Below are 9,440 nucleotides of genomic sequence, written 5' to 3'. Positions count from 1 at the left end.
GTGCCAGCGATGCCCGGGGCCGCATCATCTTCGCCCAAGGTTAAAACGCCGGGCGTAAAGTAAACGAACGTCAGAACCGCCTGCGCAAGCGGGCGGTTACGTAGATAAACACGAGTAATTGAGGTACTCCAGAATGAAGACAATGAGACATACAACCCTGGGACTAATCATGGCCCTTGCGACGTTTACGGGCGCAGGCTGTGCAATTGAGCCGGGCAGCAACTCCAATTCGAACGCCACCGGTAGTCCTTCGCCGTCGGCTTCGCCGGCGCCCAGCACAGTCAGTAAGGCGACCGCAATCCCGGTCACCTTGCCCGTGCTCGACGCGTTGTTTTCGGATGACGCGTTTAAGTCAACCCTGAAGGCAAAAGTCGTGCTGACAGACGATCAGATAACCCAGCTTCAAAAGCTCGCTGCTGATGAAGTTGCCAGGCTGCGACAGTTGAATACAGAAGAACGGGGCGTCCAGGAGTCTCCTCAAGCCGAGGAATCCCGCCAACGCGCCAGCGAAGCTATTCGCGCCCTTCTTGGCGAACAAAAGGCTGAAGGTTTGTTCGCGCTGGCCCGCGAGCATTGGGTGAAGGGTGGCGATGAGGTCGACACCAGCAAGGCTAAGGAAACCACGGACACCCTTTTGCCGGAGCCGAATACTGTGCCGAAAGACACGCGGGTCGTCGTGAACATCCCCGCTTACCGGATGGACGTCTTCCAGGATGGGTCGCTCGTCAAATCGTACAAGATTGGTATTGGTTATCCGGAATTTCCTCTGCCGACCGGCCTGCGAAAGGCACAGACAATTATTTTCAACCCAACCTGGACTCCGCCCGACGAACCCTGGGTCGCCAGGATGAAAGGCGTCGCCGTCGGCGAGAAGGTGGCGGCCGGCAGCAAACTGAATCCGCTAGGCCCAATCAAGATTCCCATCGGCCAGCCATCGCTTATTCACGGCGGAAAATCGCCGGCTAAGCTCGGGACTTTTGCCTCGCATGGTTGTGTCGGGTTGACGACGCCTCAAGTCCAGGATTTTTCCAAACTGCTGGCCAGAGTGTCCGGCAAGGCCATCACCTATGGCCTGGAGCTGGAGGCCAAGTTCCGCCTCGATGAGTTCTTCCCAGAAGCATGGCCGGTGCAGATGCGCAGCAATGTGAGCTTGTTCCGTTCATCGGTCGATAGCATCCCTGGCCCCAACAACACCCTGGACCAACAACCCAGCGCCACCGCCAACCTTGGCGCCGACTACCGGCTGCGCAGCCTGCCGCTCAATTTTGGCGCCAGCGTCAACTGGACGCCTTCCATCACAGTCCAGCAAACCCTGATCACCGAATCCAGCAGCAGCCGCAAGCTGGTGGCCGATGCATTTGCGCTTTGGACGGTCAATCAGCAGTACTCTTTGCGCCTGTCCGCCAGCAACTTCGCACCACTGGATTACAGCAACGCCAGTTTCACCCAGACGCCGCTCAGCCAAGTGACGACAAGCTCGAGCGGCGCCAGCTACACCCAATGGGCGCTGCGGATGGAAATCAAGATCTGATTCGGGCCACGCCAAACAGCAAGATCAGGCCGGCCGCAGCCAGCAACGCTGTCGCCGGCTCGGGCACGGCAGCAAGCGGTTCGGCGTAGAGAAAGTCATCCATCACCACCACCTCGTCGTTCGGGTTGCCGAGCACACCGTTTTCCACGATGGTGTTCAGCCCGGAGGTGATGCGCACCCGGCTGATCGCGCCGCCACTGACCGTGGCGCCGAGGAAACTCAGGCCCTGGTTGCCGGCGACCAGCACATCGCGCGTGTAGATCAGCGCGTTATTGGCGTCGAAGAACTCCAGCTTGCTCAAACCGCCGACCTCAACGTCCACCATGACCAGGCCGAAGGCCGTCGAGGTAGCCGCCTGCGCCGTGCCGGCCACGAAGAAGCTCACATCGGTGATATTGCTGCCGGTCGCGGTGAACAGCTTCTCGGCGCTGAAGGCCTGGAAGTCATTGCCAAAACCGAACAGGGCCGGCCTCGCTCCGCCAGCATTGGCGCTGACCAAGAAACCCGTGCCCGGCGTGCTGAAGACCACGCCGCGTGGCGAGTTGACATTGAAGAAATCGGCAGCGAGGGCATTCGGGTCGGATCTGCCGGCGGGCACGGCGTCCCAGTTGATCTCGCGCCGCAGGCCAAGGAACGAGCCGTTAGCCCCGGCCACGCTGCCGCCGCCGACCGCGACCCGGAAGGCGTCGCGCGTCGCCGTGATGGCCGCCGCGTTGGCGCCCGCGGCCTCGAAGGTACTGAACACCGGCACGGCCCAGACGCTAGGCGTTAGCGTCAGCGTGCCCAGCAAGGCGCCGCCCAGCAGGGCAAGTCGCAAGAGTCGATTCTTTTTCATACTGTCTCCTGGTTTGAGCCGGGTTGACCGGCACCTGCATGTCAGTCAGCGACTGGCAAGTGCAGCGGCGAAGATTAGGGCCCGGTAGGCAAAAAGACCAGCGCGCTGGCCCCCTAGGTTCGCAGGGCGCAGCCCGGTGATGTCAATCGTCAGCGGCGGACGCCGAAGCACCGAGCAGTGGGCTCTGGTCATGCCTGGACCGGCGCCGCAGCACCCAATGTATGGCGCACACAAGCACGAACAGCATGCGAAAAGAATCGCCACGGAACCTACGGCCTGCGATGCATCGTGCCTGCTCACGGCGCGTAAAGTACAGCCCATGGCCTCGACCGCTGCTTTGCGCCAAGAACTCCGCTTCACCCACCTCGCCTCGGGTGCGCGCTTAGCCTGGGCCCGCAGCGGCCATGGGCCACCCTTGCTGCGCGCCGGGCATTGGATGACCCATCTGGAATACGACACTACTTCGGCCTTGTTTCGCCCATGGCTGGAGCGGCTTGGCCGGGGTTTGACGGTGCTGCGCTTCGACGAGCGCGGCAGCGGCCTGTCGGGCGTGGATGAGGTGCCGCCCAGCCTCGAATCCTCGGTCGAGGAGATCGGCGCAGTGGTCAGGGCGGCCGGTCTTGCGCGGGTGGCCTTGCTGGGCATCTCGGGCGGCGCTGCGCCCGCCATCGCCTATGCGGCACGCCACCCGGAACAGGTCAGCCACTTGGTGTTATTGGGAGGTTACGCCTACGGCCTGCTGCACACCAAGCCCAGCGCCGACAGGCTCGCCTACGTGGAAGCGATAGCTCGGCTGATCGAGCTGGGCTGGGGCGCACGCGATACGCCGGTGCAACAGTTCATCACGGCCAGCATGATTCCCGACGGCACGCCCGAGCAGGTGGCCGCACTCAACGAGCAACAGCGCCGCTCCTGCGATGGCCCCCGAGCGGCCGCCGTCTTTCGCTCCCGCCTCGCATTGGATGTGCGGGCCGAAATCGGCGCTGTCAAATGCCCAACACTGGTTTTGCACGCCGATGGCGATGCCTCGGTGAACATCGAGCGCGGCCGCGAACTGGCCGCCGCGATACCCGGCGCCTGTTTCGAAGCACTGCGAACCCGCAATCACGTTCCGCTGGACGGTGAGCCGGCTTTTGAGCGGTTTTGTGAAGCACTGACCGACTTTATCGGGCCCCGTGCGGTCCAGCGCGGTGGCCGTGCCTTTACACAGCGCGAGCGCGAACTGCTGGCCTTGGTGGCCAGGGGCTGCGACAACTTGCAGATCTCCGCCGAGCTTGGACTGGCCGAAAAGACCGTTCGCAACGCGCTCTCGGGCCTGTACCTAACGCTCGGCGTCGACGGGCGCACGCATGCGGTGGTGCGGGCGCGTGAATTGGGGTTTTCTTGAGCTTGGGACAATTGTCCCGCTGCTGCTGGGCTTGAACGGCCATATACGAACATTGGCGGATATTTACGGACAGTTGTCCCGTAGCGCTGCCCGGCATTGGCGTCTCCAATCGAGGCTCCACCACTTAGGAGCATGTCATGCGCAACCCCCTTTCTTCCCCTGGTCAAGCTGGCGGCGCACGCCGCGTCGGGCCTGTCGCGGCGGGCCTGCTATGGGCCGCCGCTGGCTTGGCGCAGGCGGCCGCCACGCCGTTCAGCGCCGTGGTTGACGGCACTTCACAGATCGTCGAAATCATCAACCCCGTGGGGCCGGTGGTTCGGGTGGAGACCTCAGCGACCGGCAGCGGTTCAGTCGGCTTGCTGAGTTACTACTCCGGCGACGTGATCGATCTGGCCAACGGCCAAGGCACGGGGATCAACCGCTTCGTCATGGCCAATGGCGATGAACTCTTCGGCAGCTTCTCGGTGCAGATGGTGCCCGGCGCCGACCCTTCGCTGTTTGGCCTGATCGGCGACATGGCGTTCAACGGCGGCACGGGCAATTTCCTGGGCGCCAGCGGCAGCGGCTCGTTTCTTGGCAGCGGGCAATTCACCTCGCCGTCGCTGGCCTTGACTCACTTTGTGTTCGAAGGCCTGGTGACGAGCGTGCCCGAACCCGGCACCGGCATCCTCGCGCTGCTCGGCCTCGGCATGTGGTGGGTGCGACGACCTCGGCCAAGCTGGCCGCGGCCTCTGTGCGGCTAAGGTCATGGGATAGACGCCAGCAAGCCCGCGACCAGCCAGCCGGAGGCGATGAAGGTCAGGCCAGAAGAATGAACGAGTTCTGCCCTTGTCACCGAAAAACGTATGCCTGTCTAAGTTCAAGCAGGTGGCGGTTCGCGCGACTGACAAGAGCCAGAGCATCGCGGCAGTGTCAAAGCCATCGGTGACGACACCGTCGGCATGGGGAAGATACGAGGTTCATTTTTCACCTCATGCTGCCAATTAAAATGAACCTGACCCTATTTTTTACTTGCCAGTTTTCATGAACGATGGTGTCATACAGCCCCACTCGATCGGTCGGAGTCAGTACGCCGCCGTATATCCGTGAGTTGATCACCGGACTTGCGAAGGGCCAAGGGTTGACATAGCCCGCAGTCACACCACCCGTGTAGCGATCCGGAGGAATGTCCTTCATCGTAGGCATGGTGATCTCCATGTCCGGATTGCTTTCTCGGGCCAGGGCGACCATGTCATCTACATCGCACTGCGCCAGACCCATCGGGTCTATCCGACTGATTGGATTGCCACCCACATAGGCGTAGGTGTTGATGTCACCCGCAAGCCCGATGGTGTCACTCTGGCGCACGGTCAAGGCTCGCCATCGGCATTTGGCTTACTTGATTCCTTGCTGTTCTGAACAACACCAAGCTCTTCGAGAATGGGCTTCACGACAAAAATCACGAGCACACATACAAAGATCGTCGCCACGACCCTTTCAGCCAAAACTGGATGGTTGGGTACGAGACTCACGACCCATTCAAGGACAAGGCGCCCAATGAACGAGACGACAGCGGCCAAAGCAAGCAACACAGCTATCCGCGTCCAGCGACGACTATTTTCCACAACCGCAGTCCCCAACGCTGGCATTTACTGCATCGACTGCGGCTCCCGCAAGCGCGCTTGCGGCTGCACCAGCGAGACCAGCACCGAACCCACGCAACGCCGGGCCGGCAACCGCGTTCCAGCCATTTGCATTGCGTTGCGACGACGCACCCATCACACCTTCGTATGCTCCGCCTACTCCGCCGGCAAATACCGATCCCTCCGCGCCGGAAAAACCGCCAGTTGCCGCACCAACCATGGCACCCCTGACAGAAAATCCCTGACTCGGACGCGACATTCCTCGCCAATCGCGCCGGATAGTGCGCCGCCGCCTGCATCACCGAAGGCATAACCGGCAAAACCGCCAACAACGGCCATCACTGCGCCAGCCCCTACGTTGCCCCCAGTAGCAACAGATGTCGTCGCAAAAGCGCCCGCAGCACCGGAGATCGCGCTTTTCGCACGTCCATCAATACAGAACAAACCATATGGGTCAATCCGTGACACCGGATTCCCACCCACATATGCATACGTATTGATGCCGCCTTCGAGCCCGATGGGGTCAGATTGCAAGTACCGCCCCAAAGTCGCGTCATAGTAGCGATGCCAGTTGTTCCAAAGCTGTGTTTCCGCATCCCAATACTGGCCGGGATAGCCGATGTTCAGGCCACCGATGGTGTCCGGCTCCACCTTTCGATCAAAGGCCGTGTTGACTGCACGCCAGCTCACCTGAGCCGCAGCATTGGTCAGCACCTCAGGCCGTCCTAAATGATCGTTATGGCTGGCATACAACTGGCCATTGCGCGCCAAGCCGAGCAATTCGCCGCCAAGCCAAACGTAATTTGTAGAGTTAGGGCCGACCTCGGCCAGCAACTCACCGCCGGGGCCGTAGACATAACGGGTGTAGGTGGACGGTGTGGCCTTGATGACGCGCTGATTGAACGCGTTCTGAATGTACATGTACGCGGCCCCATCGACCGTGGCGCTATTCATCCGGTTGAAGCTGTCATAGCCATAGCTGCGGCTGCCGTCCCAGCGGCTTTCGCTGTTGACATTGCCTGTCGCGGTGTAGCCAAAGCTGCGCCCCTGGCTGCCGCTGACTGCCGTAAGTCGGTTGCTGCCACCTTCGGGCACATGGGTCAGATAACCACCTTGCGTGGTGGATTGCGAAGTCCGATTGCCCACCGTGCTCCAGCTGAAGCCGTCGGCGACCACGGCGCTGTTGGCGGCGACCACGCGGTCGTTGGCGTCGTAGCCATAACTGCTGGTCTGATTGCCATATACCAGGTCGCGGATTCGCCAGATGGTGCCGGTGGTTTGGTAATCAAAACCCAGCTTGTGGACGCTCTGGCTGTCTAGCTCAGCCACGCGCCCATCGGTATCCAGCGTCATCAATCTCGACAGCCCATTGGCGAAGCGCCAGGCATAACGCCGGTCTGTGGCGGGCTGGTAGAGGAAATTGCTTGCCAAGCTGCTCCAGCTGCCGGCGTGGTTGCTGCTGATGCCGCTCAGCCGACCGTAGCCGTCGTAGCTGTACTGCAGCGCCAAGCCGCTCGGGTAGTTCATGCTCACCATGCGGCCCTGAGCGTCATAGCCCCAGCTGGTCGTATAGGTCTGGCCGCTGATGACGGTGGTTTGCGCCAGCAACTCGCCGGCCGCACTGTATTGATAGCTGGTTTGGCCGCTGGCATCGTTGATGCGCGCGAGCCGGCCTTTGCCATATGTGCCTTCGTCAAAGGTAAAAGTCTCGGCCACGCCACCGGCGCTGCGCGAAGTCATGCGGCCGAGCGCGTCCCAGCCGTAGCTGACAACCTGGCCGTTGGCTCGGGTTTCAGTCAGCAAGCGGCCCCAACTGTCATAGCCGTAACTGGTGCTGCCGGTGTCAGGGCTGCTCTGACTGAGCTTGTGGCCGAAGCCGTTGTAGCTGTAACTGGTGCGCAGACCGCGCGGGTCGTCCACCGTCTCCAACATCCCTTGGTCGGTGTAGTCATAGCGGGTCTCGCCACCGTCGGGTGCGGTGTGTTTGATCGGCCGGTTCTGCTCGTCGTAGTCGTAGGAGTTCGTTCGCCCGACTGCATCAGCGACGGTTTTGACATTGCCGTTGCCGTCGTAGCCGTATTGCAAGCGTTGGCCGTTGTTGCCGGTTTTAGTAGAAGGACGGCCCAAGCTGTCGAGCTGGGTACTGGCCAAGAAGTCGCTGGCGGCATTGGGGACGGGCGTGCTGCCGCTGAGGCTCGGCGTGTGGCGCAGCGAGCGCGTGGTGCTGAGCCGATTGCCGACATCCAACCCCAAGCTCATGTACTCCTCGGCGGCGTTGCCGACCTTGATCAAGCGCAGCGCGTCGTTGTAGCGCAAGCGCTTGCTGCTGCCGTCTGGGTAAGCGATGTCCAAGGGCTGCTGGCTGTGGTCGTAGCTATACAAGGTGCTGCGGGTGCCCGTGGGCAATAGTTGCTGCAGTTTCTTCAGGTTACCGCGCTCGTCCCAAGTCATGATGCTTGCCACGCCGTTGGCATCGGTGATGCTGGTGGGCAGGCCTAAGCCGTTGTAGCCGGCGAATTGGGTCACATGCCCCAGCGCATTCGTCACGCTGCTCAGATTGCCATACGTGCCGTAAATCAGGGTGGTGATCGCGTTGCCGCCGGGCCGCGCTTCGGTGATGGTGGCGCTGGTCACGCCGCCACCGCCGTAGGTGTAGCTGTAGCTGGTGGTTTGCTGCGCCCGGGTGGGCAGGTCGGTGCGAACGATGCTTGCAAACCGGTTGAGGCTGCCGGGGCTCCCAATATAGGCGTAGTTCACTTTGGCGTAGTCATTGCCCAGCGCGTCCTTGTAGACGACCTGCATCAGGTTGTCATCAACCCAGGTGTTGACTTCGGTCAGTGCAGCCGCCGTGCCGGCGGCACTCGTCAGCTTGACCAGCCGCCCGCTGCCGTCAAAGTCATGGTCGGTGATGTTGCCGTTCCAGTCCACCGCAGTGTCGAGATAGCCATTGCTGTCATAGCTCATGGACGCTGTTGCAGAGCCACAAGTGCTGTTACCGGCACGCGAGGTCGAGAGCAGTCGCTTGGTACCGCCAAAGCTGCCGAAGTTGTAGGTCACCGCTTGCCCCAGCGCACTGGTGACGGTGGTCAGGTTGCCGCTGTAGACGAAGGTGTCGCGCTCCTCTTCGCCGGCCAACTTGCTGACGCTGACCTTGCCATTCGCGTCGTAAGCGTAGGTGCTGTAACGGCTGCCATTGATGGCGATGCCGGTCAGTAGCTGGCTGTTCGTCGGGCTCTCGTAGAAGTAGCTGCGAACATCGGGATTGCTGCCGGGCGAGGTGACCGTCTGCAGCATGCCGTTCGCGTTATAGCTGTACGTCCAGACTTGGCCGGCGGGGTCGGTCACGGCACTGACCCGCCCGCCGGCCCAGGTGAACTGCACCGACTGGCCGACGGCATTGGTGATCTTGGTCACCTGCGAAAACGTCGCAGGGCTGTAGGTCAGCGTCGCCCCCGAAGCACCGCTGATGCTTTGCAGATAGCCCGTATTGGAATAGGGGTATTGATGCCCACCTTCATAGACCACCCATTTGACGCCGCGGTAATAAAGCGCCCAGCCTAGGGCGTCTGGGCGGTTGTCGCTGTAGTAAATGGGCGGCGAACTGGCCAAGGGCGTGGCCGAACTGGCTCTGGCGGTAGCCGCGGAATCTGCCATGGCAAGCCTGGCCTGCATGCGTGCAACCCGTTCACTTGCGGCAGGGCCGCTCTCCAAGGCTCGCCCGTCGGCAGTGCGGGCGGTGGCGCTGCTGTTAGAGGGCACTGGTTCGCTATCCAGCGTGTAGACGAATACGGCCCCATCGGTTCGCTCCATCGTCGCGGTGACCGGGCGGCAGTTCGTGCTGTTCGTACCCGGCGCACAAGCGCCGCGCAGCAGCCTGCGATGGTCAAGACTTGACTGGCAGCGCGGGCCGAACATGCCGCCCGAGCCATAGACACTGCGGTAGTTGCGCTGCAAGGCCATGCCGTAAGGGCCGGCGCCGCTGAAGTCGGATTCGACCTTGAGTTTTTCACCGGTCGACACGATGACTGGGTTGGCTGTGGTCGGGCAGATGGGTTTGGAATCGCC

The 9,440-nt window shown here is 61.8% G+C and carries 7 protein-coding genes; 3 read left to right on the top strand and 4 right to left on the bottom strand.

What is annotated here, in order from left to right; genetic code table 11:
• Positions 1–169: 169 nt before the first annotated feature.
• Complete coding sequence (locus RMO57_RS02195) at positions 170–1,531, top strand: L,D-transpeptidase (RefSeq protein WP_310383790.1); 1,362 nt, start codon at positions 170–172, stop codon at positions 1,529–1,531.
• On the opposite strand, the gene RMO57_RS02190 is transcribed toward RMO57_RS02195, so the two are convergent.
• Positions 1,521–2,366, bottom strand: coding sequence for a hypothetical protein (locus tag RMO57_RS02190; RefSeq protein WP_310383788.1), 846 nt, complete (start codon positions 2,364–2,366; stop codon positions 1,521–1,523). The genes RMO57_RS02195 and RMO57_RS02190 overlap by 11 nt on opposite strands.
• A gap of 319 nt (positions 2,367–2,685) precedes the next feature.
• Here RMO57_RS02190 and RMO57_RS02185 point away from each other — a divergent pair, with 319 nt between their 5' ends.
• Entirely contained in the window at positions 2,686–3,753 is a 1,068-nt protein-coding gene (locus RMO57_RS02185) for an alpha/beta fold hydrolase (protein WP_310383787.1), read from the top strand.
• A gap of 137 nt (positions 3,754–3,890) precedes the next feature.
• A complete protein-coding gene (locus RMO57_RS02180) occupies positions 3,891–4,496 on the top strand; it encodes a PEP-CTERM sorting domain-containing protein (RefSeq protein ID WP_310383785.1) in 606 nt (201 codons plus the stop codon).
• 223 nt (positions 4,497–4,719) lie between these two features.
• On the opposite strand, the gene RMO57_RS02175 is transcribed toward RMO57_RS02180, so the two are convergent.
• The 3 genes from RMO57_RS02175 to RMO57_RS02165 form a co-directional block, all read right to left on the bottom strand.
• A complete protein-coding gene (locus tag RMO57_RS02175) occupies positions 4,720–5,106 on the bottom strand; it encodes a hypothetical protein (RefSeq protein ID WP_310383783.1) in 387 nt (128 codons plus the stop codon).
• Positions 5,103–5,357 carry a hypothetical protein gene (locus RMO57_RS02170; RefSeq protein WP_310383781.1) on the bottom strand — a complete coding sequence of 85 codons (255 nt, stop codon included), beginning with the start codon at positions 5,355–5,357 and terminating at the stop codon, positions 5,103–5,105. Before RMO57_RS02170 ends, RMO57_RS02175 begins: the two co-directional genes overlap by 4 nt.
• Before the next feature lie 174 nt (positions 5,358–5,531).
• Positions 5,532–9,395 (bottom strand): RHS repeat-associated core domain-containing protein, encoded by a 3,864-nt coding sequence (locus RMO57_RS02165; RefSeq protein ID WP_310383779.1) that lies wholly within the window; start codon positions 9,393–9,395, stop codon positions 5,532–5,534.
• Positions 9,396–9,440: the final 45 nt, after the last annotated feature.

This window comes from Roseateles sp. (assembly GCF_031397715.1).
In the GTDB taxonomy this organism is placed as follows: domain Bacteria; phylum Pseudomonadota; class Gammaproteobacteria; order Burkholderiales; family Burkholderiaceae_C; genus Paucibacter_A.
This window is presented reverse-complemented; position numbering and strand designations above follow the sequence as displayed.